Genomic DNA, 23,443 nt, shown 5'->3' on the forward strand with positions numbered 1-23,443 from the left:
CAGTGCTTGCGGGGCCGCGTTTATTTTCGCTTCCCCCTCCCGGCCTGCGCCTGTAACAAAATTTTTTAATGATACGGCGACCACCGAGATCTACACCTCAGCACAACATTTTCGCGCCGCCGAGCAGAAGCGCGTTTTGCTCTTTGGCATGTCCGGCCTTGGCAAAACCTACCTGTCGAACATGCTGCGCGATTCTGTTCAGGTCATGGGGGGGCAAGCGGGCGCGGGCGGCTGGTTCCACTACTCGGTCGATTACCGCATCGGCACCCGCTATATGAACGAATACATCGCGGACAATTTCAAGCGCGAGGCGATGAAAGTGCCGCTGTTGCGCGAACTCTTGATGACGGATTCGGTCTATATCGCCTCGAACATCACTTTCAACAATCTCGCGCCGTTGTCGACTTATCTCGGCAAGCCCGGTGATCCGGCGCGCGGTGGCATTGCGTTTGAAGAATATCAGCGCCGCCAAGCCCAACATGCGCAGGCTGAAATTTCGGCGATGCTGGACGTGCCGCGCTTTGTCGAGCGTGCGCAGAATATCTATGGCTATCAGAACTTTATCTGCGATACCTCGGGTTCGATCTGCGAAGTGGTCGATGCCGAAAACCCGCAAGATCCGGTGATGCAGGCGCTGGCGGGCAATCAGCTTCTGGTCTGGATCAAAGGCTCGGATGCGCATAAGGCCGAATTGGCCCGCCGCTTTGATCGCAGCCCCAAGCCGATGTATTACCGGCCGGACTTCTTGTTGAAGTTATGGGCGGAGTATCTTGATCTGCAAGGTAAATCCGCAACCTCGGTTGACCCGGATGCCTTCCTGCGCTTTGGCTATGCCCGCCTGCTGGATCACCGCCAACCGCGCTATGCCGCGATGGCGCGCTGGGGCATCACCGTCACCGCCGAAGAGGTGGCACAGGTCAAATCGCCCGCCGATTTCGATGATATGATCGCGACGGCACTTGAACGCACGAACAACCACGCCTAACTCACTCGTTTATCAGGATAAACCCATGCCGATCACCCTGCCCGCCACCCTGCCCGCCTTTGACGTTCTGCGGAACGAAGGCGTCATGGTGATGTCGCCAGAGCGGGCGCAGGCACAGGAAATCCGCCCGTTGCGCATCGGTTTGTTGAATCTGATGCCGAAGAAAATCCAGACCGAGAACCAATTTGCCCGCCTGATCGGGGCCACCCCGCTGCAGATTGATCTGCAATTGATCCGCATGTCGGAACATCAGGCGAAAAACACTGCGGCAGAGCATATGGAAACCTTCTACCGCCCGTTTTCCGAGGTGAAATCCGATAAATTCGATGGTCTGATCATCACCGGTGCGCCGATTGAACATCTGGAGTTCAGCGACGTCACCTATTGGGACGAGCTGCGCGAGGTGATGGATTGGACCCAAACCAACGTCCATTCCACCTTTGGCGTTTGCTGGGGCGGCATGGCGATGATCAACCATTTCCACGGCGTCGCCAAACATATGCTGGATCACAAGGCGTTCGGGTGCTTTCGCCATCAGAACCTTGCCCCGACTTCGCCTTTCCTGCGCGGGTTTTCCGATGAATTTGTCATCCCGGTCAGCCGCTGGACCGAGATGAAAGACGCCGAAATCGCCGCCGCCCCCGGCCTGCGCACGCTTTTGGGCAGCGAGCAGGTCGGCCCCTGTCTGGTCGAAGACCCCGCGCACCGGGCGTTGTATATCTTCAACCATTTTGAATATGACAGCGACACGCTGAAACAGGAATACGACCGCGATATTGCGGCCGGAACCCCGATCAATGTGCCAGACAACTACTACCCGAACGACAATCCAGCACTACCTCCGTTGAACCGTTGGCGCAGCCACGCCCATTTGCTTTATGGCAATTGGATCAATGAGATCTATCAGAGCACGCCTTATGACATGGCAGAAATTGGCCGGTAAATTGTTGATTGCAGCGGCGCTTTTGGGCGGCGTCTCGGGCGTCACACTCTACCGCGCGCAAAGCCGCGAGGCCGCGATCCTGGCCGAGTTTCCGGCGCAGGGCCAGTTTTTGACGGTGAACGGCGTGCAGGTGCATGTCTATGTCACAGGCGCTGGCCCGGATCTGATCCTGATCCACGGTGCCTCGGGCAATGCGCGCGATCTGACGGTGGCGCTGGCCGCCGATCTGGAAAAATCCTACCGGGTGATTGCCTTTGATCGCCCCGGTCTGGGCTGGTCTGACCCGATCCCCGATCAATCCATCCGTGGACAGGCCCTTCATCTTGCCGACGCCGCCGCACAACTGAACGTGCACGATCCGATCATTGTCGGCCAAAGCTACGGCGGTTCGGTCACTTTGGCTTGGGCGCTGTTTGCGCCGCTGAAACCACGCGCTTTGGTGCTGATATCGGCCCCCAGCCTGCCTTGGCCGGGGCCGCTCGACATCTTTTACCGCCTGAGCGACAGCCGCATCGGTGCCGCCCTGATCCCGCCGCTTGCCGCAGCCTATGTGCCAGACAGCTTTGTGGACAGCAGCATCGCCGCCGTGTTTTCCCCCGATCCGGTGCCGCCCGGCTATGCCACAGCGATTGCGGCGAAACTGGCGCTGCGGCGCACCACCTTGCGGGCGAATTTTGCGCAAGTGAATGATCTGCGGCCTGAAATTGTCGCACAAGAACCGCTTTATCCGCAGCTGACCCTGCCGATAGAGATGATCCACGGCACCGCCGACACCACCGTGCCGCTGGCAATCCATTCAGCTCCGTTTGCCGCCCGCATGCCCAACGCGCATTTGACCGTGCTGGACGGCGCGGGCCACATGCCCCATTACAGCCATCGCACGGCGGCGCTTGCGGCGATTGCGCGCGCCGCTCAACGCTCTGGATTGCACAGCCCGCCGCAATCGCCATAGTGGGTCAAACCCGAACCGGAGGATATCATGGACCTGCCCTTTGACGGCGCGATCAGCCGCTATTTCAAGGAAGCCGCCCCGAAAGAGGTGCGCAAGACCATTGAAAAGGCCAGCAAGGATGAAATTCTGTGGAAGGACTATCCCTACCGCGAAGAACTGAAGAAATCCGACTACAAAACCCAGATGGAGGCGCTGCAAGTGCAGCTTGTGCGCATGGCCGCCGACATCAAGGCGACTGGCAAGCGCATGGTGGTGGTGTTTGAAGGCCGCGATGCTGCGGGCAAAGGTGGCGCGATTGCCGCAGCCCATGAAAACCTCAACCCACGCGTCGCGGGCATCGTGGCGCTGCCGAAACCGACCGACCGCGAGGCCGCGCAATGGTATTTTCAGCGCTACGTCGATTGGCTGCCTGCGGCGGGTGAGATCGCCTTTTTCGATCGCTCATGGTACAATCGCGGCATTGTCGAGCATGTTTTCGGCTTTTGCACCCCCGAGCAGCGCGCGAAATTCTTCCGCCAACTGCCCGAGTTTGAACGCATGCTGGTCGATGAAGGCATCATCCTGATCAAGCTGTGGCTTGAGGTGGGCCAAGCCGAGCAGTTGCAACGCTTCCTGGATCGTGAACAAGACCCGCTCAAGCAATGGAAGCTGTCGCAGATCGACATAGACGGCCTTGCGAAATGGAATGAATACACCGCCGCGATTGACGAAACCTTTGCGCAAAGCCATTTCAAATACGCGCCTTGGACGGTGATCTTGTCGGATGACAAGCTGCGCACCCGGCTTTGCGTTATACAGAACATCCTGCAATCCGTTGACTACAAAGGCAAAGACCCGAACGTGATCGGCAAGATCGATGAAAAGATCTGCGGTGGCCCGAAGAAAAGGCAGATCGATTGAAACGTGGCTATCATCACGGCAACCTGCGGCAAGCGCTGGTCGAGGCGGCTCTGATCCTGATTGCCGATCAGGGTCCGACCGGCTTTACCCTGTCCGAAGCCGCCAAAGCCGCCGATGTCACCCCCGCCGCTGTATATCGGCATTTTGCGGGCCGCGATGATCTGATCGCCGAGGTGGCGCGGCAAGGCTATGATATCTTCGCGGCCCTGATGGAATTTGCCTATAACAACGGCCAGCCCACAGCTTTGGCGGCGTTCGAGGCGACGGGCCGTGCCTATCTGGCCTTTGCGCGCAAATATCCCGGCCATTACAAGGCGATGTTTGAATCCGGCCTCAGCCTGCAAGCGCATCCTGATCTTGCCATCGTCGCGCAAAAAGCCCGCGCGGTGCTGGAACAGGCGGCTGAAAAGCTGTCGCAACACCTGCCACCGGGCAAGCGTCCGCCCGCCACGATGTTCTCGGCCCATATCTGGGCGATGAGCCACGGCGTCGTTGAACTTTACATGCGCGGCGCACCGGGGGCGAAAAGCCCGTTCCCGCCCGAGGATTTGCTGGAAGCAGGCATCGGGATTTATCTGCGTGGGCTGGGCTTGCTGCGCCCCGACGCTTAGCCAAACCAAAGGCTTAGAAGTAGCCCGTTTGGCTCAGATCGCCCAAAGCATAGCCACGTTGATGCACACGGGCCAACAAGCGCGGCAAATCCTCGGCCCGGTCCTCAAGGCAAAACTTTTGCAAATACCACTGCAGATACCCCGCATGCGGCCAATCGCGCGCCATCGCGGCGGCCAAAGCCTGCGGCATCCGCGCGGCATCGGTCAGGGTGATGGCGTTCTGCCAAAAATCGGTCTGCCCGCCCAGCACCACCGGCTTTTGGTGCAAGAACGCCTCAAACCCCACCGCAGAGCTCAACGTCACGGCGCAATCGCAGGCCGCCAGCAGATCATGGATCGAGGCCATGCCAACATGCACGCCTTGCTCTGGGTCATGATAGTGGCTTAGCAGCTCTAATTCATCAAAGCTTTGGTTGGGATGCGGCTTGATATACACAGCACGGCTGCCTTTGGCGGCAATCGCGGCCTCGATCATCGCGGGCACGCTCAGATAATGCGTGTGGTGCTTGGGCGGTTTGAAATCCTGCGCAAAGAACGCAAGACATCCCGCCGGGACAGCTTCGGCCCCGCGCGGCATCTGGTCAAACTTGCTGCGATTGGCCTCGACGAACTGCGGTGCAAGTTTGGCCAGAAAACGCTCTGCACGGCGCTTTGGCACGGCCTCGGCGTCAAAAGGCGATAGGCGTTGCAAGGAATTGTTGCGCACACCGATCTGATCAAAGAACCAAAACCCGCGCAAATAGCTGGGAACGCAGTGGAAAATATTGCGCGCGTAAAAGCCGCGATCTTCCATGAACACATGCAGATGCTGCGGAAAGCTGGCGGCAAGCTCATGTTGACCCACCGTGCTGTCGGTGATCTGAACCTGCCAACCCTGCGCAAGCGCGTGATCGGCAAAGGCGCTCAGCAGTTTGAAATGCCGCTTTTCCAGCGCCAGCGCCAGTTTGGCGCGGGCGTGAAAGAACAGCGTCGGCGGCAGATCGGCCAGCCGTTCAGCCGTGAGCATCAGCGGAACAAAACCAGCGCGCCCGGCGACCATGCCACCCGCGTTTGCGTGCCAATATCCAGCACAGGGCGGCCAAACACGTTGCGCATCGACAACCGCATCGGCTCGGTCGTGCCTTCAAGCTTGATATCGTAATAGGTCATATCGCCGTAGTAGACGACCTCGACCACCTCGGCGCGACTTTCGCGGTCGGTCGCAGTTTGGCCATCAAACAGGATGGTCAGCGTCTCTGGCCGAAAACCGATCGAGGCGCTAGAGCTTCCAGGCGCCACCGAAACCTGTTCCGCATCCAAAGTCAGACGGCCAAACCCCTTGGCCTCGACCTCAACCTTGCCGTCGATTTCCGAAAGGATTTCGGCAGGCAGGAAGTTCATTGTGCCAATGAAATCAGCGACCTTGCGGCTGTTCGGACGCCTGTACAAGGTTTCAGGATCGGCCAGCTGCGCGATCTCACCCTCAAACATCACCGCAATCCGGTCCGACATCACCAAGGCTTCTTCCTGATCATGCGTCACCAGAATAAAGGTGATGCCAACCTGCCGTTGCAGCTTGATCAGCTCCATCTGCATCTGCTCGCGCATCTTCTTGTCCAGCGCAGACAAAGGCTCGTCCAGCAGCAAAACCTTCGGCTTCAGGATCAGCGCCCGCGCCAAAGCCACCCGCTGCCGCTGCCCCCCCGAAAGCGCATGCGCCGCGCGCGCGCCATAGCCCTTCAGCCCGACCATTTCCAAAGCCTCGGCCACCGCCGCCGCCTTTTCTGCCTTTGAGCGCGGGTCTTTACGCAGACCAAAGCCGACATTCTGCTCGACCGTCAGATGCGGAAAAATCGCGTAGGACTGGAACACCATATTGGTCGGCCGCACATTGGCGGGCACCGATACCATATCCTTGCCGTCGATCATCACCACACCCGAGGAAATCCCCTCAAACCCGGCAATGGTGCGCAAAAGCGTGGTCTTGCCACAGCCCGAAGGCCCCAGCAGGCTGAAAAACTCCCCCGCCTTGATCGTCGCGGTGATCCCGCGCAAGGCGTGATAATCGCCGTAATATTTATGAACGTCTTTGAACTCGATCATGGTCTGACCGGACATGGTGGGTTTTTCAGACGTCACAGGAAGCCTCCAGTATCCTTACCACCGGTTTTGGCGATGCCACGGCGGCGGAAATATTCTGCGGTTGCAAGCAAAGCGATGGACAGACAGACCAAAATCGTCCCCAGCGCCAAAATAACCGGCACGTTCTGCGGAAAGCGGAACTGGCCAAAGATATAGACCGGCAGGGTGTTTTCATTGCCCGCCAGAAAGAACGCCATGATGAATTCATCAAGGCTGATGGTGAAAGTGATCAGCAGGCTGGAAATGATCCCCGGCAGCACCAGCGGCAATATCACCAGCCGGAATGCTGAAATCGGCGTTTCGCCCAGATCATAGGCGGCTTCCTCAAGCGAGTGATCCAGCGATTGGAACGACGCCGACAGGATCGCAATAGAGAACGGCGTGCAGACCAGCACATGCCCCAAAATCACCGTCATCAAGCTAAGCGGCGTGCCGATCCCCAGCAGAACCGTCAGCAGCGCCACCGCCAGAATGATATCCGGCAACACCAGCGGCAGCATGATCAACCCCATCAGCCCGCCCTTGAACGGAAACGCATAGCGGGTCGAGGCACGCGAGGCGAACACCCCAAGCGCGGTTGAAATCACCGCCGCACTGATGCCGATGATCAGCGAATTGCTCAGCGCACGGTGCAGCGCCGGATCCTCCCACAACTTGCCAAACCACAAGGTCGTAAAGCCGTTCAGCGGAAACGCCACCGTGGTCGAGTTGTTGAAGGCAAAGATCGGCAGCAGCACGATCGGCGCATACAGAAAGATCAGATAGGCTATCGTATAGCCGCGAAACCAGCCGCCCTTCATCGCTTGTTCCCCTTCAGAAACCGTCTGTTCAAGAACAGGAACAAAAGACTGACCGCCATCACGATGGCCATGGAAGAGATCGCCAGCGCCGATCCCAGCGTATAATTGTCCAGCTTCTTGTAGTTCAACTCGATCAGGTTGGCGACCATCTTACCCTCTGGTCCCCCGACCAGATTGGGCGTCACATAATCGCCAATCGTCGGGATGAACACGATCAGCACCGCCGAAACCACCCCCGGCATCGCCAAGGGCAGCGTCACCCGCCAGAACGTCATGAACGGACTTTCGCCCAGATCACGCCCAGCCTCCAGGAAAGAGCGGTCGATCTTTTCCAGCGATACGAAAATCGGCAGGATCGCGAAGGGGGCATAGGCATGCGCCAGCGTGATCACCACAGAATTGGCATTGTACAAAAGCCAGGTGATCGGCTCGGAAATCAGCCCGATCTCCAGCAAGCCCGAGTTGATCACCCCCCCCGTGCCAAGGATCACTTTCCACAGGAACACCCGGATCAGATAGCTGGTCCAGAACGGAATGGTGATCAAAAACAGCCAGAGCGACTTTTTCGACGGCGCCACATAAAAGCTGACAAAATAGGCAACCGGAAACGCCAGCAGCACTGTCGTCGCCGTCACCACCAATGAAATCACAAGTGACCGCCACAGCAGCGTCAGCGCCAGCGGGTCCGACCAAACCCCGCGATAAGTCTGCGCCACCGACCGCGCGCCGTTCACATCCTTGTAGGAATGACACTCGCCAAAATAGTTGCACAGCTGAAACTCTGGGATGATCTTCAGATAGCCGTCAGTCATGAAACTATAGGCGAAAATCATCGCAAGCGGTGCCGCGAGCAGCAAAATCGCGTAAATTGCGGTCGGGCTGATCATCAACAGCCCGTTGGCGGCCTCTGATCCCCAGAAGCGCACCTTTGGTTTCGATTGCATCCCGTTCCCCCTGTAGCACCTTTGCTGGCACTTTTGGCGCATTTGATCAAATTGATCCGATCCTGCGAAACGATGCAAGATTTAATTGATCATTGCTGCCAAGTGCCTCTCGCGCAAGCGAAACAGGTGGTGTTCAGATCCGCTCGATCTGAATCGCCCGCTTTTTAAGCTCGTCATACAAGCTGGCGAGCACCCTTTGCGCGCCGACCGCAGCCTGCAGCGCATCCGAGATCACCTCATCGCCGCTGCCATCCGACACCCGCCAGACCAGCCGTTGCTTTGCGCCATCATCATAGACAATTTCGGTCGCCCCAGCGCGCGATTTGCGCAACCCGAGGAAATCAGCGCCCGCTCCCGGCGCGTGAAACGTGGTTTGAAGTCCCATTTGTGGGCCTTTCTTTTATGTGTCTGGCTTACCGCTCGAAGCTTGAATCTGGCGCTTTGCCGCCGATCGGTCAATTCCCGCCGATGGGATTGTGCGCATCCGAGTCCAGAAAGCCACACATTCAAACCGCCATATCATTCGGCGGGCGCGGCAGCATATAGCCCATCGCCGCAAGCCCCGCATCAAGCTGTTGGCGCGGAATACCGCCGGCAATCGCCAGTCGCACCGCATTGGGCGCACGGCCATTGCTCATGGCATATTGATCGGCGGCGCGCAGCAAAACGCCCTGCTCTTCGGCCATCCGGGTGAATGTATAGGCCCGCCAGCCCTGCGGCAGCCGCAACCATGCAAAGGGAATCCCCTTTTGCCAAGACAGATCAAACGCACCCAAGCGGTTGATAACCATCTGCAAACGGTCCGAAAACTCTGCCTCAACCGAGGCGCGGATATCATCGGCAGCACCCGAGTTGAACAATTCCAGCGCAAAAGCCGCCAAAGGTTTTGACAGCGCAAAGAACGCATGTTGCGCCGCCAAGCGCCCGGTTGGCCCCATCCCGGTCGGGCAAATCACATAGCCAAACCGCAGGGCAGCCGAGACAGATTTTGACAGGCTGCCCGCATACCACACCCGTTCCGGTGCCAAGGCCCGCAACGCAGGGTCGGGCGCACCCGAGTAGAAATAGCACTCATCTTCAATGATTTGCAGATCGTACCGCCGCGCGATGGATACAATCTGGGACATCCGCTCGGGGCTCATCCGCGCGGTGGTCGGGTTTTGTGCGCTTGGCGTCAGACACAGCACCTGCGCGCCATAGCGTTTGCAGGCGGCTTCCAGCGCATCCGGGCGGATGCCTTCTTCGTCCAACTCGATCCCGATCACCTCGGCCCGCGCCGCCCGCGCCGCATAGCGAAAGCCCGGATAGGCCAGATCCTCGATCAAAACCACCGGGCGGTCGCCGCGCAGACAGCAATCCAGCACCAGCCCGATGCCGCTTTGCCCGCCATGCGTCAGCATGACATCATCTTCGCAAATCGGCCCCAACACGCGGTTGCACAGCCATGTCACCACCGCCTCACGCAGCGGTGCCTCGCCATTTTGATGTGTGTAATCAAGCCATTCGATGCCGACATCCAGCGAGACTTTGCGCAGAATATCGCCAAAGATCGCCGTCTGCCCCACGTCCGGCAATTGAGGTGACCGCAGATCAACCCGGCCCTCGTCCACGCCCGGATCGCGGTCGGTGAACAGGGATTGCGACGGCCCCAGCCGTGGCCTGCGTGCGGCGACAAAGGTGCCGCGCCCCACAGTCGCCTCTAACAGCCCCTCTTGCGTGGCAATCTGATAGGCGCGGCTGACAGTCCCCGGCGTCACCGCCAAGCGGTAAGCCAGATCGCGCACCGTTGGCAATTGTGTGCCTTGTGGCAAAGCGGCGGTGCGGATCGCTTCGCGCAAGGCCCGCGCCAGCGACAAATACTTCGGGCCTTCGTCGCCCGACAGATCCGGCACCCAGATTGTATGCATCACAATGTTCCTCTGGCGATTCGGTGGCCAACATTGTATCAATCATAGCAGGCAACTGCATCTTGTATCAATACAATCGGATGAAGCAAATGTCGTATTCCCAAGCCGTCGCCCTCAATGCCCAAAACCTGCCGCCGCTGTCGCGCGTCGTGGTCGCGCTGGCGCTGACTGTTGCGCGCTGGGAGCTGCGCCATCGCACCCGAAAGCAGTTGGCCCAGATGCCCAAACACATGCTGCGCGATATCGGCCTGTCAGAAAGCCATGCCGAACAAGAGGCTGAAAAGCCGTTCTGGCGCGCCTGAGACTATTCTCCCTGTTCCCCAACCTCGGGCCGGTTTTTCCGGCCCGTTTTTTTATAGCCAAACGGAAAAAGGTCAAAAACCACAACATGTTGTGGAAAACTGCCAAAAAACCGCCCGACACACACAAGTCTGTCCCCGCTGGGACAGCAGAAAATCTGTCCCCGCGGGGACAAAAGCAAACCACCCGCCGCCAAAACAAAAGGCCCGTGGAACACCACGGGCCTTTTGCACAGTCCAAACCAGTAAAGCTTAGCGCTTCGAGAACTGGAACGATTTACGGGCTTTCGCCTTGCCGTATTTCTTACGCTCAACCACACGGCTGTCGCGTGTCAGGAAGCCAGCGGCTTTCAAAGCGCCGCGCAAGGCGGGCTCATACAACTGCAGTGCTTTCGACACGCCGTGCTTCACAGCGCCAGCTTGGCCCGAAAGACCACCACCAGCAACCGTCGCCATCACGTCGAACTGGCCTTCAACGCCAGCAACGGTGAACGGCTGACGCAGGATCATTTGCAGCACAGGACGCGCGAAATAAACCGCCATCTCTTTGCCGTTCACGGTGACTTTGCCCGAACCCGGTTTGATCCAGACACGCGCAACAGCGTTCTTCCGCTTGCCGGTCGCATAAGCGCGACCCAGCTTGTCACGCACAGCGACGCGCACGATGGCAGCCGGAGCAGCAGGTGCTGCTGCGCCAACAGCCGATTTCAGATCGTCGAGAGATTTGATTTCGGACATGGTTACGCGCTCCGAGTGTTTTTCGGGTTCAGGGCCGCAAGGTCCAGAACGGTGGGCTGTTGCGCCTCATGCGGATGCTCAGCCGACGCGTAAACGCGCAGGTTGGTCATCTGAACGCGGCCCAGACGGTTGCGGGTGATCATACGCTCAACAGCCTTGATCACAACGCGCTCGGGATGAGCACCTTCCAAGACTTGCTTGGCAGTGCGCTGCTTGATGCCGCCCGGGTGGCCGGTGTGCCAGTAGTAGATCTTGTCGTTGCGCTTGTTACCGGTCATCTGGATTTTATCCGCGTTGATGACGATAACATTATCACCCATGTCCATGTGGGGGGTGAAGGTCGGCTTGTTTTTGCCGCGCAGAATGTTTGCCACGATCGTCGCAAGACGGCCCAGAACGATGCCTTCGGCGTCGATCAGGATCCATTTCTTGTCAATGTCCGCAGGCGTAGCGGAGAAGGTTTTCATATCGAACCCATAAGAGAGAGGGCGAGAGTCCCCTCTCGCATTTCGGATGGCGGCTTATCGCGCAAAGCCCGCACAGCGTCAAGCGCTGCATCAAACATAATAACAAGCAATTTCAATCGCATAAAAGATACGGTATTATATTACCCCCATTTCGATCAAGACAGATTGACTAAAATTGGTCATCCTCTCTGGAAAAATATCCCACGGGGCCCGGGGTGTGAAACCCCGGCGCTCACCGCAAGACTGGGGGTTTGCCATCCATCCCCGGCGCCGCACGTTGAAGCGGTGCCTCAACCGCCAGATCCGGCACCTCGAATACCACCGCCACCCGCGACAGTTCCGCCACCACAGCCTCGCTCGATGCCAAAAACGTCACATCCAACTCGCCAGCCTCCAGCCCGGAAAACACCAAAGCCTCGCCAAGTGCGCGTGCCAAAGCGTCTTCTGCGCCGGGTTGTGCGTCAATCACCGCCAACATGTGCCCAAGCCGCCCATCGCGATAGCGCACCCCCGCCAACAATGCCGCCCGCGCCAAACCTGCAGCCCCGCCCAAGGTAAAGCTCAAAGCGTCGCTCAGTGCATCCGGCAGGCCTTTGGGCGCGAAAAATTGTGCAGGCACCGCGTCAACCTCCACCGGGGTGGCCTCTAACATCTCGCACAGCCAGCGCAGGGCCTCGGGCGGCAGAAGCACCTCTGACGCCGCCCCCGAGCCGAAGTTCAGCCCCAACGAGAGGCCCTGCCCCAGCATCTGATGCGCGATCAACCGTCCCGGCAGCGCTGCATAGGCCAAGGGGCCGTCGCCCATCGCGGCCAGACGTTCCTCGCTGGAATAGGCCAGCAAAACCGGGCCTTCCTCCAGATCAAACACCTTGGGATCAACCCGCTCGCCCTCGGCTTCGCGTTCCAGCAGCAAGAACAATGTGGCGTCGGCGAGCAATCGGTAAAACCGCAACCCCGCCTGCGCATCGCCCGCCTGCATCAACGCATAAGCCTGATCGAGTTCCTGCATCGCATCCTCCGTTCTATCCGTGCTGGTGTTACCACGACCCAACGGATCACAACAGCACTGCAACACTGCAAGACTTCTGGCAAATCCTCGTTGTGAGCCATCGGCCCACCAGATATTGAGAGGTAACAGCCCCTCTGCCGCGGATTGCCCCTATGTATCGTGTCTCGCCTTTCGTGCGTCATTTCGCGCTGGCTTTGTGTCTTGGCATCCTTGCGGCGACGCTGTGGCTGAACCTGAACGCTGCCAGCTACTATGATTTCATCGAATGGCGGCTGGCCGATTTGCATGCACCCGGCTTTCTGCCCGAGTGGCTGACGCGCTGGGGCGTGCAAAGTCCGGCGCTGACGCCTGCCAGCATCACCTCGGATGGCTTGATGGCGCTGTTCATGTTCTTTGTCGGCAAAGAATTGTGGGAGGCGCTGATCCTGGAGCGCGGCGCTTTGTCCGGCCCGCAATCCATTGTGCCGCTTGGCGGGGTGGTCGGGGCAGCCTTTGGTGCCGCCGTGGTCTGGATCATCGCAGGCACGATGATCGAAACCGCCGCAGAGGCATCTGTCGCCATCGGCTGGCAGGTGCCGCTGGGATCGGATGTGGTGCTTGGCTATGTGATCGGGCGGCGGGTGTTTGGCGCAGGGCATCCGGCGCTGCATGTGCTGCTGCTTGTCACCATTGCCTGCGATGTGCTGGGGCTGTTGGTGCTGGGCCTGTCCTATCCCAGTGGTGGGTTGTTCCGGTTGGGCTGGTTGGTGCTGCCGCTGATCGCGAGCTTTGCGGTCTGGGCGCTGTACGGTCGCCGCCCCAGCCCCAAGGCGTCAGAGGCGGCACGGCGGCGTGGCTTGCAGCTTTGGCCCTATATACTGGCAGGCGTGATTTCCTTTGTCGGGATTGCGGCCGCTGGGCTGCCGCCCGCGCTGGGGCTGCTGCCGGTGCTGCCAGCCATTCCGCATGCCGACCGCAGCTTTGGCTTGTTTGCCGAGGCCGAAAATCTGTTGCACGATCCGCTGAACCGGCTGGCACATCTGCTGGTGCGGCCCTTGGCGCTGGTGTTGTTTTTGTTCGGGCTGACCCGTGGCGGCATCGACTTTGCAGCCTTCGCCCCCACCACCCTGACCACGCTTGCCGCGTTCTGGATCGGCAAGCCCTTGGGGTTTCTGGTCGGCTGCATGCTGGCCGCGCGCATCACCCGCCGCACCCTGCCGCAAGGCATCCGCCTGCGAGAGCTGTTGCTGATCGCGGCGCTGCTGGGCTTGGGCTTTACCGTGCCGGTTCTGGCGCTGGAGACCGCTTTGCCCGGCGGCGGCATGGCCGAAGCCGCAAGGATGGGGCTGGCGCTGTCGTTGCTGGCGGGCGCTTTCGCGCTGCTGCTGGCGCGGTTGACCCGGCGCTGAAAATCCTGCCTGCAACTGGCATAAAGCCGGTCTGGTTTTGCTGCAAATTCTGTCCCAGCTGGGACAAATCTCTGTAGGTTGCGGATCGGAGAAATTTACCCACTAAATATTGAAATACACGCCGTTTTAGCGGCGTTTTGCGCCGTGGGATTGCAGTGCGAAAACCTGCGCATCCCTGGCGCGAACCACCGCAAAGATGTCCTGAAAACCGAAGGCTTGCGACCGAATTTCCCCAAGCCGCCATCGCCCCACCTTGCGCCATTGTCCACAGATGCGACATAATGATGCCTCAAAGCCGGGATAAATCTGGCATTGGCTCTTGTGGGCAACCATGAACCAAGCGTTAACACATCCGGGCTAAGGTTGGCGCAGGCTGGCCTGAAACGATTTAGAAGCAGGAGGCAGGCCCGCCGGGCAGCCATGATCGCGTTTGAAAATGTCAGTAAGTCCTTCTGGACAGGTAAGTCGCGCAAGGTGATCCTTGACCGCGCCTCGTTCAGTGTTGAGGTCGGCAATTCCCTTGGCATCCTTGCCCGCAACGGCACCGGCAAGACCACGATCATCAACATGATGGCAGGGCTGGAAAAGCCTGACGAAGGCCGCGTCGTGCGCACCTCGCGCATCTCGTTTCCGCTGGGGTTTATGGGCGGCATTCTTGCCAAACACACCGCAACCGAAAATGCCCGCTATATCGCCCGGCTTTATGGGCTTGATCCCGATTATGTCGAAAGTTTTTGCCGCTGGCTGGCCAATATCGACGAATATTTCGACCAGCCGGTTGGCAAATATTCCTCTGGCATGCGCTCGCGGTTTTCCTTCGCGCTGATGTTGGCGCTGGAGTTTGATATTTATCTGATCGATGAGGGGATGCCCTCCTCGACCGATGTGGAATTCAACCGCAAGGCCGGCGAAGTGCTGCGCCAGCGGCTGAAAAATGCCACCGTCGTGGTGGTCTCGCACCAGCCAGCGACGCTGGAAAAGTTCTGCCGCTCGGCCGCGGTGTTGCGCAATGGTCAATTGTACATGTTTGAATCTTTAGAAGAGGCGAAGCGGCTTTATGACTACCAAGCTTAGCGTTCAGCGGTTTCGCACCCGCCGCCCAGACCCGATTGAGGCACCTGCCCCGTTGCCGCCGACCAGCGCCGCCATGCCTGCGGCCAAACCGACAGCCGCGCCACAGCCACAACCCACCGCCAAAGCGGGTAAACCCGCCACGCAACCAAAGATCGGCGATCGCGCCTTCTTTCCCACCGATGAAGACGATGGCTTTGCGGGCATGCGCTTTCCCACCGCGGCAAAACCCGACGCCGCTGCGGCAGCGGACTCTGCCCCCGCCGACATCGACACCATCCGGCAAGAGGGTCTGACCGGGCGGCAGTTGCGCATGGCACGCAGGCTGGCGCAAAAACACGGCCTGCCCGCAACTTCGGATTTCGATGCGGTGCGGCTGCTGCGCAACGCAGGCATCGACCCGTTTCAGGCCAATTCCGTGCTGGAGCTGGTCTCGTCTGGCGACGGCCCGCCAAAATCGCCCGGCTCGCGCGCATTGACCGTCACCCCGGGCGGCGATGGCGTGCAGTTGCCGCAAACCATCAAACCGATCCAACTGCCGTCCACCGAAGAGCAGATCGAGCGCGCGCATTTCGCCGAAGTCGGCAAGATTCAGCGCGATATCGTGGCACGGCGGCGCAAGAAATCGCTGCTGCTGGCGGCGCGGATGTTCGTGTTTGTGATGCTGCCGACCATCCTTGCAGGGATCTATTATTACACCATCGCAACGCCGCTGTATTCCAGCCGCACCGAATTCGTCATCCAGCAGAATGATGCAGCGCCGTCGGGGCTGAGCTCGATGCTGAAAGGCTCTGCGATGGCGACGTCGCAGGATTCGATCACCGTGCAAGGCTATCTGCAAAGTCAGGACGCGATGGAGCGTCTGGACAAGGATCTTAATTTCCGCGCGCATTTCTCGGGGCCGAATATGGATGCGCTGCAACGGCTTGCGCCGGATGCGACCCAAGGCGCGGTCTACAAGCTGTACCATAAATTCGTGAAAATCTCTTACGATCCCACCGAAGGCGTGGTGAAGATGGAGGTGATTGCCGCCGATCCGCAAACGGCGGTCAAATTCTCAAACGCTTTGCTGGGCTATGCCGAAGAACGCGTTGACATGATGACCGCGCGGGTGCGCGATGATCAGATGAAGGGCGCGCGCGAAAGCTATGACGAGGCCGAGGCCAAGCTGAAAGAGGCCAATGAAACCGTGGTTGGCTTGCAAGAGAAAACCAAGGTGCTGTCGTCCGAGGTTGAAATCAGCCTGATCACCGCGCAGATCGGCCAGCTGGACACGCAGCTGACCACCGAGCGGCTGTCGCTGGCGCAGATGGAGGCGAACTCCAACCCCAATCAGGCCCGGATGGAACCCGTCAAGCGCCGCATTGCGACCCTTGAGGATCAAACCGCGCAGCTGCGCGCCAAGCTGACCGAAAATGACGCCAACGGCCAATCGCTGGCGCGTGTGCAGTCGGAACTGCTGGTCGCGCAGGCCGAGGTGCAGACCCGGCAGCTGATGCTGGCGCAATCGCTGCAGGCCACAGAACTTGCCCGCAATGAGGCCAACCGGCAGACCCGCTATCTGTCGGTCTCGGTCAACCCGGTTGAGGCGGATGAAGCCGCCTACCCGCGCGCTTTCGAGTCGACTTTGGTGGTCATGCTGATCCTGATCGGGATCTATCTGATGATCACCATGACCATCGCCATCCTTTATGAACAGGTCACCTCTGGATGAAACAGATTAACATCGGCGGCTTGTGCGTCGGCAATGACCAACCTTTGCTGGTGATCGCAGGCCCGTGCCAGTTGGAAAGCCTTGATCACGCCCAGATGATCGCGGGTGTGATGGCAGAGGCCTGCGCCGCAGCGGGGGCGCAATATGTGTTCAAGGCCAGCTACGACAAGGCCAACCGCACCTCACTTTCAGGCCGTCGCGGCATGGGGATGGACGCGGGGCTGAAGGTGCTGGAGGCCGTGCGTGCCACGGGTGTGCCGGTGCTGACCGACATTCACGATGCCGCACAAGCGCGCGCGGCGGCGCATGTTGTCGATATCATCCAGATACCGGCCTTTTTGTGTCGCCAAACCGATCTGCTGCTGGCGGCGGGCGAAACAGGTGCGGTGGTGAACATCAAAAAGGGGCAGTTTCTGGCACCTTGGGATATGGAAAATGTCGCCAGCAAAGTCGCTTCAACCGGCAATGACAACATCCTGCTAACCGAACGCGGCGCAAGTTTTGGTTATAACACGCTTGTCACCGATATGCGCAGCCTGCCGATCATGATGCGCACGGGCTATCCGGTGATCATGGATGCGACCCATAGCGTGCAACAACCCGGTGGATTGGGCGGATCAAGCGGCGGGCAGCGCGAATTCGCCCCGGTGATGGCGCGCGCGGCGGTGTCCTTGGGCATTGCTGGCGTGTTTATTGAAACGCACGAGGCCCCCGATACTGCCCCCTCGGATGGCCCAAACATGATCCCGCTGGATAAAATGGCCGCGCTGATCGCCAGCCTGATGGCATTTGACCGCTTGGCGAAAGCCGATCCGCTGCACGTTTGAAGCGGTGCGGGTTGATGGGGCAAGAGCGGGGGCCAGCCCCCGCACCCCCGGGATATTTAGACAGAGAGGATGACACTTTTAGACAAATTTTAGCGGAAAATGTTAAGAAATGATGAATAAGGCCCCTGTAAGCCATTGATAACTAACAGGTGATAAAATGTCCACGCGTGGACAGCTTCACGCAACCTGCCCTGCAGCCCAGCCTGACGACCACGCCCATTGAAAATTATAGCCGCCGAGCCAGCCGGTGACATCGACCACCTCGCCGATGAAAAACAACCCCGGCACGCCGCGCGCCATCATCGTCCGGCCATCGAGGCCATCGGTATCAACCCCGCCCAAAGTCACCTCTGCCGTGCGGTAGCCTTCCGATCCCACCGGGCGCAGCCGCCACTCCCGCAGCATCAGGGTGACCCGCTCCAGATCGGCCCGGCTTATCTCCGCCATCGGCGCCGTGATCGCCAAATCGGCCTCGATATGCCGCGCCAGTTTCTCGGGCAGGATGCGCGCCAATACGGTCCGCAATGCTGCCCGTCCCTGCGCGCGCTTGGCCTGCCCCAGCACCGCCGCCACATCAAGGCCCGGTGCCAAATCCAGCCGGATCTCGTCCCCCTCACGCCAATAGCTGGACGCCTGCAACACCGCAGGCCCCGACAGCCCGCGATGGGTGAACAGAACCGCCTCATCAAAGCCGGTCCTGCCCGCAGAAACCCGCCCCTGCACCGCAACCCCGGCCAGCGGCACCATCCAGTCCAGTTCCTGCGCAGCAAAGGTCAGCGGCACCAAACCCGGGCGCAATTCGACCACGCCCAGCCCAAAGCTCTCCGCAACCTGATAGCCGAACCCACTCGCCCCCATCTTCGGGATCGACTTGCCGCCTGTGGCGACCACCACCGACGCCGCCCGCACCAGCCCCCGCGCGGTTTCAACTTCAAACCCCGCAGCCCCCCGCCGCACCGCCGTCACACCACAGCCGAGCCACAAGGCCACCCCCGCCCGCGCCATATCGCCCAGCAGCATATCGACGACCTGCTTGGCCGAGCCGTCACAAAACAGCTGGCCCAGGGTCTTTTCATGCCAGGCAATGCCAGCACCATCCATCCGCGCGATGAAATCCCACTGGCTGAACCGCTTCAAAGCCGACAACGCAAAGCGCGGATTTTTTGAGATGAAGCGATCCGCCGCAATCCCCAGATTGGTGAAATTGCACCGCCCCCCGCCCGAGATGCGAATCTTCTCGCCCGCAGACTTGGCGTGGTCGATCACCAAGACCCTGCGCCCCCGCCGCCCAGCCTCGATCGCGGCAAACATCCCCGCCGCGCCCGCGCCCAAAACAATGACATCCATCTGTTCCATAGCCCCTCATACGCTGCCAAACACGCGCCTGACAACCATACGAAGATTTTCGCAAAATGCCCCTTGCACCCCCCGGAACCCTTCGCTAAATACCGCCGCAGTTGGGGCGTCGCCAAGCGGTAAGGCATCGGTTTTTGGTACCGACATACGGAGGTTCGATCCCTCCCGCCCCAGCCAACTTCCTTCAGAATTGTCAGACTAATTGAGAAAAGCGGCAATGTCGCTGGGCGTTCTTATTTGCGGTCAAAGGCTTAGGCGCGGGTTTGCTGGCCTGCCGTTATTCGCGGTTTTGGCGGACCATGGGGCGTTCGTTGGCAGAAGTGCCCCAAGCGATGCCCCAAGTGCGGGTGGCGGGGTGAGTGTTGGCGGGGGCGATGACGCTTTGAGCCTATTGCTAAGTTAAAGGTTCATTGTTTATAGCTTGCGATATGGGATTTCGGCGAAGGGCAGCAGTGGATTGGGCGAAGCACTAATCTCGACTGATAGAGTGCTCGCCGTTGCGTCGGCGTCTGCGGTAGACGGACGGATTGTCTGGGAGCCGGTGAAGTCGCTCTGGTTCAGCGCCCACGCGATGCTGGGGGTGCTCGCTGTGGTCTTCGCGCCGTCTTTACAGGGTCTGGCGGTATTTGTGTTTTTCTCCGCAATCACAATTTGCGCCGGGCATTCGGTCGGGATGCACAGACTTCTGATCCACCGCAGCTTTGACACCTCTCCATGGCTGGAACGGATGCTGGTATGGTTGGGTGTGCTGGTGGGAATGGCTGGACCTCTAGGAATGATACGGGCCCATGACATGCGCGATTGGCATCAGCGGCAGAGGATCTGCCCACCGCATCCATCGCATGGCGCTGGATTTTGGAAAGATTTCTGGTGGCAAGTTCATTGCGTTTTTTTGCTTGAATCGCCTCCACTGTTTGTTGTTGAGGATCGCATTGCCGATGACCCGTTCTATCAATGGCTGGAGCGGTGGTGGATGCTGCAACAACTCCCTTTGGTGCTCTGCCTCTGGTTAGTGGGAGGTATAGATCTGGTGTTTTGGGGCGTTAGTCTGCGGATTGCGGTGTCGTTGTTCGGGCACTGGATGGTCGGGCATTTTGCGCATCGCAAAGGGCATCAGGCTTGGGTGATAGATGGATTGCCAGTGCAAGGTTACAATTTGCCGGGTCTTGGGTTACTGACTTTTGGCGAGAACTGGCACGGCAATCATCACGCCTTTCCACACTCGGCCCGCTTGGGTTTACATCCCGGGCAATCAGATCCGGGCTGGTGGTTCATTCAGGGACTGGCGGCGGTTGGCCTCGCTCGAAACGTTGCCGGGCCGGAAAGCAAGGCCGCTCGTGAAGGGCTTAGACGCTTAGAATAGTGTTTGGACGTGCCCATCACCAACCACAGCTTACCTTGCCTCTGCTTGTTCACTTTCGGCTGGAGGAATAGGTATAAGTAATGGATGATAAAGGGTTATCTGGAGGGACTGGAAGGTAGTGCTCCTCCTCCCCCTAGATCTTATAGGGAATAACCACCCTCCCCATCCTCTCCTCCCACCTAGCTAACCGTACTAGCATCAATTGCTGGCGTTCGATGCACCGGATGCAGGCCATCCTCAACCAACTCACATGCAGTGCGGGTGACAAGGGAGAGACATTTTCAGCCACGGATATTTCAAGACCACGCCTACGGCTTGACGTCGCGCAGGCTCAGGTGCATATGGCCTACGAACACCTAGTGATGACCCAGCGAGGATCCATCAGCGCCTGAGAAATCAGGATCGGGTTCAGCCAGCACCGACGCCGGCATTTTTCATAATCACCCTGTCTCATGGTTCGATATGCAATTTTTTCAGCATATGCCCAATTTTAAAGGAACAAATCTTGACCATACAGACTAACCTGCTCTTCGACACCCTCTGCACCGATCTCTGCGCCTCCTACGTGCGCCGAGAGACCCGCTTTTATCACGTTGACCACCCGACCGAACCACTATCCCGCCGAGACATTGAGCAAGCCTTCATCGCCACACTTGGCACTAGGTATCCAGTCGAGCAAGTCACCCAACCGCTGCTCAAGCAAGTGTTCGACATTGGCATCGAACGCAAACATTCCGACCGAAACCGCAGCGTACCAGTGTGGGGCGGGTCTATGGCGTGTCACCCCGGAAACCCAAACAGGGTCATCTGGAAATCCAACGGCACCGTAAGCCTGAATACTTGGAAATCTCCGACTTATCGTGGCCTAGGCATCACCGAAGCCACCTACGGCCCGTTTGAGGAATTCTTCAACTGGGTTTTTCCACGAGAGGAAGAAAGGACACGCATCCTCGACTGGTTAGCATACTGCTTGCAACACGAAGACCAAAAGCCAGCTTGGGCGCTACTTCTCTACTCCAAAGAAAAAGGAACAGGCAAAAGCACCTTCTGCGACCTCGCACGCAACCTGTTTGGCGCTGATAACACTGCCACCCAAAACAACGTGGACAAGCTGACATCCCGTTTCAACAACTTTGCCTTCACCAACCGACTGGTGATCTCCGAGGAACTCAGCCTGCGGCCAGACTCCAACCAGTCCAATGCCCTGAAGACCTACATCACCGATAAGGTGGTTGCCACTGAACGCAAGGGCAGAGAAGCAGAACAGACCCCCCTTGTTTCTTGTTTTCTCTTCACCACCAACCATTTGCCCACCTTCTTGGAACAGGGTGAACGTCGCTACTATATCGTCAACACAGGCCATGCTGGCTATGCTTCAGGTCCACGGGCTGGTGAATTTTCAACCCTCGTCGGCCAAATCGTTGCGGCAATGCGTGAGCCTGCTCAGATCGCTTATCTATATAACGCCCTGATGGCCAGAACACTGAGCGACAGCTTTGACGGGCAAACACTTAACACCGAACTTCATGGCACCCCGTTGATGAAGCAACTTCAAGGGGCCGCTGCCCATACCAACATCGAACAGCTGCAAGAGTTCTTAGACGCCAAAAAGTACCTAATCGTCACCCAAACTGAGGTGGCAGACTTCGTAGCCAGTACGTTCCGGAACAGTGCAAACGCCACCCGGCACTTGATGATGGAACTTGGCTGGACCCACTGCAACGTAAAGTGGGGCGGGGCTGACTATGCGCGGGTGCTGTGGGCAAAGCCGGGGCACTCGGTCGCTGACGGAAATATCTATAACTCTAACGGTCTGGTCGCGGCTGTCTGCGACTACCTGCCAGCGACAGTGGTGATCAATTAATGCCACAGCTCCAGTTCTTTGACTTCCGAGACAACTCGCAACAGTTATGGGATGAAATCTTGGCCACCCAGAAAGACGCCGCCCAGTCTCTGGCCTATAAACTCGTCTCCGAAGCTGTCAGAGATGAGAACGGTTGCCTCTTGACCGAAACCACCGCGACTAGAAAGGTACGCTTCGCAAGGTTGCAGTTCACAGCCTATCGGTTCATCTACTGCGCGCTAACCGAAACCGCTGCCAGCAGTGATCAGGTGATCCGTCACCGCTGCCACAATCGTCGCTGCGTAAACCCCGAACATCTGACCATCGGCACTAAGGCTGACAACAAGCACGACGACTGGGAATACTGGGCAAACGGCATCGACAGAGCCTACCTCGGGACTGTGGCTATGCACCCCTAGGTTGCATGAATCAGCACCCTCCGCACCCTTAGAACGGCCCTACGGGGCCCTTCTTACTCCCGCTACCCGCCCAGAAATCCGCAGATCAAAAACCAGCCCAAGCCCCCTTCCAAGACCCGCATCAGCTTCTGGAAACGATGAAAAAAGCAAAGTAGGCACCCCCAGCAGCCGAAGCCACTGAGGGTCTTAGTTAAGGTTTCTTAGGCCAATAGCTCCACATTGCGGCGATCAGAAGCACGCAAACTGCGCAGAGCCCAATGAAAAACATCACCGCCAAGGGTTGATCGCGTGTCGGTCGAACCCAAACGATCACCAGAATGATGAAGCCGATGAAGGGCACTGATAGCAAGGCACGCACCAACAGCCCGAACAGCCTTGTCCTGAATGACCAAACTGCAACGGCCAGCCCTCCGAGGACGATCAAACTGCCAATGACCAGAAAATTGGTGAAGCTTTCGTTAAGTTGGCGCTGATAGTAGTTCTGCCAGTTACTTGCGGCCAAGGCTGCGAGTGCTGCAAGACCGGCGGTCAAGGCAAGACGTATCAAGACTGAAAACATGTGTTCTCCCTCTTACCGTTTGGTGATTTCGACATACTGGTAAACTTCCCGCCCATCGTAGCGCAGGCACTCGAATTGCTCGTCGCCCTTAGCAACTGAACTGTTCATCCACTCGGTTTGGCTAATGCAGGCGGTCAGGCTGTTATACAGCTCGGGTTTATCGGTCCTGACCTGCCACTGGTCTTTCATCCAGCCACGACCGGAGCCCGGTGGTCATTTACGCCTAC

Annotated in this window: 24 protein-coding genes and 1 tRNA gene; 14 read left to right on the plus strand and 11 right to left on the minus strand. The window is 58.7% G+C overall.

Annotated features, from left to right (window positions below; genetic code table 11):
- Positions 1-148 precede the first annotated feature (148 nt).
- From QQJ98_RS08480 to QQJ98_RS08500, 5 genes are read left to right on the plus strand one after another with little or no spacing between them, the layout of a single operon-like run.
- Entirely contained in the window at positions 149-985 is an 837-nt protein-coding gene (locus QQJ98_RS08480) for an ATPase (RefSeq protein ID WP_284324928.1), read from the plus strand.
- A gap of 25 nt (positions 986-1,010) precedes the next feature.
- A complete protein-coding gene (gene metA / locus QQJ98_RS08485) occupies positions 1,011-1,928 on the plus strand; it encodes a homoserine O-acetyltransferase MetA (RefSeq protein ID WP_284323366.1) in 918 nt (305 codons plus the stop codon).
- The gene (locus tag QQJ98_RS08490; RefSeq protein ID WP_284323367.1) at positions 1,903-2,880 is read left to right on the plus strand and encodes an alpha/beta fold hydrolase; all 978 of its coding nucleotides are present in this window, start codon (positions 1,903-1,905) and stop codon (positions 2,878-2,880) included. The genes metA and QQJ98_RS08490 overlap by 26 nt, the downstream gene beginning before the upstream one ends.
- A gap of 27 nt (positions 2,881-2,907) precedes the next feature.
- On the plus strand, positions 2,908-3,780 hold the full coding sequence (gene ppk2 / locus QQJ98_RS08495) for a polyphosphate kinase 2 (RefSeq protein ID WP_284323368.1): 873 nt from the start codon (positions 2,908-2,910) through the stop codon (positions 3,778-3,780).
- The gene (locus tag QQJ98_RS08500; RefSeq protein WP_284323369.1) at positions 3,777-4,391 is read left to right on the plus strand and encodes a TetR/AcrR family transcriptional regulator; all 615 of its coding nucleotides are present in this window, start codon (positions 3,777-3,779) and stop codon (positions 4,389-4,391) included. Before ppk2 ends, QQJ98_RS08500 begins: the two co-directional genes overlap by 4 nt.
- Positions 4,392-4,404: 13 nt before the next feature.
- On the opposite strand, the gene QQJ98_RS08505 is transcribed toward QQJ98_RS08500, so the two are convergent.
- The 6 genes from QQJ98_RS08505 to QQJ98_RS08530 all read right to left on the minus strand — a co-directional run bounded on the left by QQJ98_RS08505 (position 4,405) and on the right by QQJ98_RS08530 (position 10,163).
- Positions 4,405-5,430 carry a capsular polysaccharide export protein, LipB/KpsS family gene (locus tag QQJ98_RS08505; RefSeq protein WP_284323370.1) on the minus strand — a complete coding sequence of 342 codons (1,026 nt, stop codon included), beginning with the start codon at positions 5,428-5,430 and terminating at the stop codon, positions 4,405-4,407.
- A complete protein-coding gene (locus tag QQJ98_RS08510) occupies positions 5,397-6,473 on the minus strand; it encodes an ABC transporter ATP-binding protein (protein ID WP_284323393.1) in 1,077 nt (358 codons plus the stop codon). Before QQJ98_RS08510 ends, QQJ98_RS08505 begins: the two co-directional genes overlap by 34 nt.
- A 32-nt stretch (positions 6,474-6,505) precedes the next feature.
- Complete coding sequence (locus tag QQJ98_RS08515) at positions 6,506-7,312, minus strand: ABC transporter permease (RefSeq protein ID WP_284323371.1); 807 nt, start codon at positions 7,310-7,312, stop codon at positions 6,506-6,508.
- Positions 7,309-8,256: an ABC transporter permease gene (locus tag QQJ98_RS08520; RefSeq protein WP_284323372.1), complete on the minus strand. Its 948-nt coding sequence runs from the start codon at positions 8,254-8,256 to the stop codon at positions 7,309-7,311. Before QQJ98_RS08520 ends, QQJ98_RS08515 begins: the two co-directional genes overlap by 4 nt.
- A 133-nt stretch (positions 8,257-8,389) precedes the next feature.
- The gene (locus QQJ98_RS08525) at positions 8,390-8,641 is read right to left on the minus strand and encodes a hypothetical protein (RefSeq protein ID WP_284323373.1); all 252 of its coding nucleotides are present in this window, start codon (positions 8,639-8,641) and stop codon (positions 8,390-8,392) included.
- Between the two features lie 121 nt (positions 8,642-8,762).
- Complete coding sequence (locus tag QQJ98_RS08530) at positions 8,763-10,163, minus strand: aminotransferase-like domain-containing protein (RefSeq protein WP_284323374.1); 1,401 nt, start codon at positions 10,161-10,163, stop codon at positions 8,763-8,765.
- Between the two features lie 89 nt (positions 10,164-10,252).
- Here QQJ98_RS08530 and QQJ98_RS08535 point away from each other — a divergent pair, with 89 nt between their 5' ends.
- Positions 10,253-10,465 carry a DUF1127 domain-containing protein gene (locus tag QQJ98_RS08535; RefSeq protein ID WP_284323375.1) on the plus strand — a complete coding sequence of 71 codons (213 nt, stop codon included), beginning with the start codon at positions 10,253-10,255 and terminating at the stop codon, positions 10,463-10,465.
- A gap of 249 nt (positions 10,466-10,714) precedes the next feature.
- On the opposite strand, the gene rpsI is transcribed toward QQJ98_RS08535, so the two are convergent.
- From rpsI to QQJ98_RS08550, 3 genes are all read right to left on the minus strand, one after another.
- Positions 10,715-11,200 carry a 30S ribosomal protein S9 gene (rpsI, locus tag QQJ98_RS08540; protein ID WP_284323376.1) on the minus strand — a complete coding sequence of 162 codons (486 nt, stop codon included), beginning with the start codon at positions 11,198-11,200 and terminating at the stop codon, positions 10,715-10,717.
- 2 nt (positions 11,201-11,202) lie between these two features.
- Positions 11,203-11,667, minus strand: a complete 465-nt coding sequence (rplM, locus tag QQJ98_RS08545) for a 50S ribosomal protein L13 (RefSeq protein ID WP_284323377.1) — start codon at positions 11,665-11,667, stop codon at positions 11,203-11,205.
- 232 nt (positions 11,668-11,899) lie between these two features.
- On the minus strand, positions 11,900-12,676 hold the full coding sequence (locus QQJ98_RS08550; RefSeq protein ID WP_284323378.1) for an SseB family protein: 777 nt from the start codon (positions 12,674-12,676) through the stop codon (positions 11,900-11,902).
- A gap of 152 nt (positions 12,677-12,828) precedes the next feature.
- On the opposite strand from QQJ98_RS08550, the gene QQJ98_RS08555 reads away from it, so the two are divergent.
- From QQJ98_RS08555 to kdsA, 4 genes are all read left to right on the plus strand, one after another.
- Entirely contained in the window at positions 12,829-14,064 is a 1,236-nt protein-coding gene (locus QQJ98_RS08555) for a Na+/H+ antiporter NhaA (RefSeq protein ID WP_284323379.1), read from the plus strand.
- A gap of 420 nt (positions 14,065-14,484) precedes the next feature.
- Positions 14,485-15,138, plus strand: coding sequence for an ABC transporter ATP-binding protein (locus QQJ98_RS08560; RefSeq protein WP_284323380.1), 654 nt, complete (start codon positions 14,485-14,487; stop codon positions 15,136-15,138).
- Positions 15,122-16,849 carry a capsule biosynthesis protein gene (locus QQJ98_RS08565; protein WP_284323381.1) on the plus strand — a complete coding sequence of 576 codons (1,728 nt, stop codon included), beginning with the start codon at positions 15,122-15,124 and terminating at the stop codon, positions 16,847-16,849. Before QQJ98_RS08560 ends, QQJ98_RS08565 begins: the two co-directional genes overlap by 17 nt.
- Positions 16,846-17,676 carry a 3-deoxy-8-phosphooctulonate synthase gene (kdsA, locus tag QQJ98_RS08570; protein WP_284323382.1) on the plus strand — a complete coding sequence of 277 codons (831 nt, stop codon included), beginning with the start codon at positions 16,846-16,848 and terminating at the stop codon, positions 17,674-17,676. Before QQJ98_RS08565 ends, kdsA begins: the two co-directional genes overlap by 4 nt.
- 177 nt (positions 17,677-17,853) lie before the next feature.
- Here kdsA and QQJ98_RS08575 read toward each other — a convergent pair whose 3' ends face one another.
- Positions 17,854-19,032: a BaiN/RdsA family NAD(P)/FAD-dependent oxidoreductase gene (locus QQJ98_RS08575; protein WP_284323383.1), complete on the minus strand. Its 1,179-nt coding sequence runs from the start codon at positions 19,030-19,032 to the stop codon at positions 17,854-17,856.
- A gap of 102 nt (positions 19,033-19,134) precedes the next feature.
- Here QQJ98_RS08575 and QQJ98_RS08580 point away from each other — a divergent pair.
- The 4 genes from QQJ98_RS08580 to QQJ98_RS08595 all read left to right on the plus strand — a co-directional run bounded on the left by QQJ98_RS08580 (position 19,135) and on the right by QQJ98_RS08595 (position 22,657).
- A tRNA-Gln gene (locus QQJ98_RS08580) sits at positions 19,135-19,209 on the plus strand.
- Positions 19,210-19,573: 364 nt separating this feature from the next.
- The gene (locus tag QQJ98_RS08585) at positions 19,574-20,395 is read left to right on the plus strand and encodes an acyl-CoA desaturase (protein ID WP_284323384.1); all 822 of its coding nucleotides are present in this window, start codon (positions 19,574-19,576) and stop codon (positions 20,393-20,395) included.
- A 505-nt stretch (positions 20,396-20,900) separates the two neighbouring features.
- Positions 20,901-22,259, plus strand: a complete 1,359-nt coding sequence (locus QQJ98_RS08590; protein WP_284323385.1) for a primase-helicase family protein — start codon at positions 20,901-20,903, stop codon at positions 22,257-22,259.
- 140 nt (positions 22,260-22,399) lie between these two features.
- Complete coding sequence (locus tag QQJ98_RS08595; RefSeq protein WP_284323386.1) at positions 22,400-22,657, plus strand: HNH endonuclease; 258 nt, start codon at positions 22,400-22,402, stop codon at positions 22,655-22,657.
- A gap of 190 nt (positions 22,658-22,847) precedes the next feature.
- Here the strand turns inward: QQJ98_RS08595 and QQJ98_RS08600 are convergent, their stop codons facing one another.
- Complete coding sequence (locus QQJ98_RS08600) at positions 22,848-23,216, minus strand: hypothetical protein (protein ID WP_284323387.1); 369 nt, start codon at positions 23,214-23,216, stop codon at positions 22,848-22,850.
- Between the last annotated feature and the right edge of the window lie 227 nt (positions 23,217-23,443).

Origin of the sequence: Cypionkella aquatica, assembly GCF_030161095.1 — a bacterium.
Lineage (GTDB): Bacteria > Pseudomonadota > Alphaproteobacteria > Rhodobacterales > Rhodobacteraceae > Cypionkella > Cypionkella aquatica.

What these genes read in the sequence shown, in the direction of transcription:
- QQJ98_RS08480 (WP_284324928.1), top strand. Translation starts at nt 149, where the DNA reads ATGTCCGGCCTTGGCAAAACCTACCTGTCGAACATGCTGCGCGATTCT.
- metA (WP_284323366.1), top strand. Translation starts at nt 1,011, where the DNA reads ATGCCGATCACCCTGCCCGCCACCCTGCCCGCCTTTGACGTTCTGCGG.
- QQJ98_RS08490 (WP_284323367.1), top strand. Translation starts at nt 1,903, where the DNA reads ATGACATGGCAGAAATTGGCCGGTAAATTGTTGATTGCAGCGGCGCTT.
- ppk2 (WP_284323368.1), top strand. Translation starts at nt 2,908, where the DNA reads ATGGACCTGCCCTTTGACGGCGCGATCAGCCGCTATTTCAAGGAAGCC.
- QQJ98_RS08505 (WP_284323370.1), bottom strand. Translation starts at nt 5,430, where the DNA reads ATGGTCGCCGGGCGCGCTGGTTTTGTTCCGCTGATGCTCACGGCTGAA.
- QQJ98_RS08510 (WP_284323393.1), bottom strand. Translation starts at nt 6,473, where the DNA reads ATGATCGAGTTCAAAGACGTTCATAAATATTACGGCGATTATCACGCC.
- QQJ98_RS08515 (WP_284323371.1), bottom strand. Translation starts at nt 7,312, where the DNA reads ATGAAGGGCGGCTGGTTTCGCGGCTATACGATAGCCTATCTGATCTTT.
- QQJ98_RS08520 (WP_284323372.1), bottom strand. Translation starts at nt 8,256, where the DNA reads ATGCAATCGAAACCAAAGGTGCGCTTCTGGGGATCAGAGGCCGCCAAC.
- QQJ98_RS08525 (WP_284323373.1), bottom strand. Translation starts at nt 8,641, where the DNA reads ATGGGACTTCAAACCACGTTTCACGCGCCGGGAGCGGGCGCTGATTTC.
- QQJ98_RS08530 (WP_284323374.1), bottom strand. Translation starts at nt 10,163, where the DNA reads ATGCATACAATCTGGGTGCCGGATCTGTCGGGCGACGAAGGCCCGAAG.
- QQJ98_RS08535 (WP_284323375.1), top strand. Translation starts at nt 10,253, where the DNA reads ATGTCGTATTCCCAAGCCGTCGCCCTCAATGCCCAAAACCTGCCGCCG.
- rpsI (WP_284323376.1), bottom strand. Translation starts at nt 11,200, where the DNA reads ATGTCCGAAATCAAATCTCTCGACGATCTGAAATCGGCTGTTGGCGCA.
- rplM (WP_284323377.1), bottom strand. Translation starts at nt 11,667, where the DNA reads ATGAAAACCTTCTCCGCTACGCCTGCGGACATTGACAAGAAATGGATC.
- QQJ98_RS08550 (WP_284323378.1), bottom strand. Translation starts at nt 12,676, where the DNA reads ATGCAGGAACTCGATCAGGCTTATGCGTTGATGCAGGCGGGCGATGCG.
- QQJ98_RS08555 (WP_284323379.1), top strand. Translation starts at nt 12,829, where the DNA reads ATGTATCGTGTCTCGCCTTTCGTGCGTCATTTCGCGCTGGCTTTGTGT.
- QQJ98_RS08560 (WP_284323380.1), top strand. Translation starts at nt 14,485, where the DNA reads ATGATCGCGTTTGAAAATGTCAGTAAGTCCTTCTGGACAGGTAAGTCG.
- QQJ98_RS08565 (WP_284323381.1), top strand. Translation starts at nt 15,122, where the DNA reads ATGACTACCAAGCTTAGCGTTCAGCGGTTTCGCACCCGCCGCCCAGAC.
- kdsA (WP_284323382.1), top strand. Translation starts at nt 16,846, where the DNA reads ATGAAACAGATTAACATCGGCGGCTTGTGCGTCGGCAATGACCAACCT.
- QQJ98_RS08575 (WP_284323383.1), bottom strand. Translation starts at nt 19,032, where the DNA reads ATGGAACAGATGGATGTCATTGTTTTGGGCGCGGGCGCGGCGGGGATG.
- QQJ98_RS08600 (WP_284323387.1), bottom strand. Translation starts at nt 23,216, where the DNA reads ATGTTTTCAGTCTTGATACGTCTTGCCTTGACCGCCGGTCTTGCAGCA.